This window comes from Sandaracinobacteroides sp. (assembly GCF_057137845.1).
Genome location: NZ_DBNHFX010000003.1, coordinates 1 through 2,002 on the forward strand (window position 1 = coordinate 1; position 2,002 = coordinate 2,002).

General features: G+C 63.8%; 2 protein-coding genes. Both read left to right on the forward strand.

Translation table 11 applies throughout. The features are described from left to right. Positions 1 to 1,325: O-antigen ligase family protein (locus AC16JP_RS00075; RefSeq protein WP_484338559.1), on the forward strand; the 1,325-nt coding region annotated here is incomplete at its 5' end. A gap of 34 nt (positions 1,326 to 1,359) precedes the next feature. Next, a partial coding sequence (locus tag AC16JP_RS00080) for an AMP-binding protein (RefSeq protein ID WP_484338560.1) occupies positions 1,360 to 2,002 on the forward strand: 643 nt, incomplete at its 3' end.

Consider the following 2,002-nt stretch of genomic DNA (forward strand, 5'->3'; position numbering starts at 1 on the left):
ACTATCTGGCGCTGAACGCGCCGGGGCTGCCGTGGATTTCCTTTCAGCGCATCGCGATGTTCCTGCTGGCGACGGTTGCGCTGTATGCGCTGGCGACGTCTTCGCGGATGCGCGGCCAGTTCGGCGACATTCTTGGCTCGCAGAAAATGATGACGCGGCTGTTCCTGTTCTGGATCGGCTGGGAAGCGTTCATGATGGGGGTCGGCAAGTTCGAATCCGCCTCTCGCTGGACCAGCCACCTGTTCATCTGGTATTTTTTCTTCCTGATCAGTGCATGGGTGATGACGAAACCCGGCAATCCGCAGCGGCTGGTGAAGCTGATTCTGGTGGCTGCCATGGTCACTTCGGCCGTGGTTATTCCGGAATACCGCGATTCCAAGCCGATCTGGGCAGATCACATCCCGTCGTTCCTGTCGATCGACCCCAGCATTCTCGAAAGCCTGCAATTCGGTGTCGTGCGGGCGGGCGAATATCGCTCGCGCTCGATCTTCGCAAACTCGCTCGTCTACGCCGAGTATCTGGGCATGCTGCTGCCGTTCACCCTGCTGGCGATTTCCTGGTCGAAGGGTGCCTGGCGGACGGTGGCGGCCGTCTTTCTGCTGGCCCTGATGGTCACAGCGGGTGTGCTGACGCAGGCGCGCAGCGCGATGGTTGCGATCTTTGCGACCATTCCGGCGTTTGCCGGAATATGGATCTGGCGGCGGTACCGCAACACCCGGAACCAGCGCGACCTGATCGCGCCGGCGATGCTGTCGATGTTTCCGGCCGCTGCGCTGACGCTCTTGGTTGGCATTCTGGCGGTGCCAAGAATACGGACCATGGTGCTGGGAGGAGGGACCCACCAGGCGAGCAATAATGCCCGCGAAGCGCAGTGGGCAATGGCGACTCCGCAAGTCATCCGCAATCCGGTCGGCCATGGCATGGGTTCGATCGATCAGGTGGTGCCCTACACCAATCTTGCCGGCAAATTCACCATCGACAGCTACCCCATCAACCTGCTGGTCGAGTTCGGGGTGCCGGGGTTCCTGCTGTTCGTCGGCTTTTTCGTGACTGCAATGGTGACGGGTGTCCGCGTCTATCTGAACGCCGAAAGCCGTGACGAAATGGTGGCCGGGGCGGCAGCCGTCGGCATCATGTCGCTTCTGCTGACGCGGCTGATCCTCAGCACCGAAGGCGGGCAGGGGCTGGGGTTCGGCTATGCGGGCCTGATCATCGGGCTCTGGTATCTGCAACGCAAGCGTCTGGCTGCGGCGAACCCTGTTGCGGCCGCGCAACCGCTTCGCCCGGCGCCGGCGCTGGTGCCTGCATGGCTGCGCAACATCTGAGCCGGATGCCACGCCTGCACAGAACTGCGCACTGATGGCAGAAAACTGGCAACCCGCACCGGCGGACTGGGCGCGTCGGCTCGACCGCCACGGCGACCGCATCGCGCTGGTGTTCGATACCGGCGAGGAAGTCTCCTATCGCGAGCTGCTGGCGCGCGCCGATCAGTGGGCTGAGGCGCTGGGTGTGGAACGCCGGCTGGTGGTGCTCTGCGTCCGCAACGATCTCGACTCGATTCTGGCCTATCTCGGCACATTGCGCGCCGGGCATCCGGTTCTGCTGCTGGCGGCAGGCGGGGCCGAGGCGCGCATTACGGATGCGTTTCAGCCCGACGCCATTTGGGATGCTGCGACCGGCACGCTGGAATGTGCGCCGGTGCCGCAGGGTGGCCTTCACCCCGATCTTGCTGTGCTGCTTTCGACGTCGGGGTCGACCGGCAGCCCCAAGCTGGTGCGGCTTTCGGCGGCGGCGGTTGCCGCCAACGCTTCGTCGATCTGCGCATATCTGGGGATCGGGCCGGACGAACGGGCGATCACCACCCTGCCGTTCCATTATTCCTATGGGCTTTCGGTGCTGCACTCGCATCTGATGGCCGGGGCGTCGCTTGCCGTGACCGACGTTTCCGTGACCCATCCGGCGTTCGAGGCGTTTCTGCACCTTGCCCGCCCGACTTCGCTTG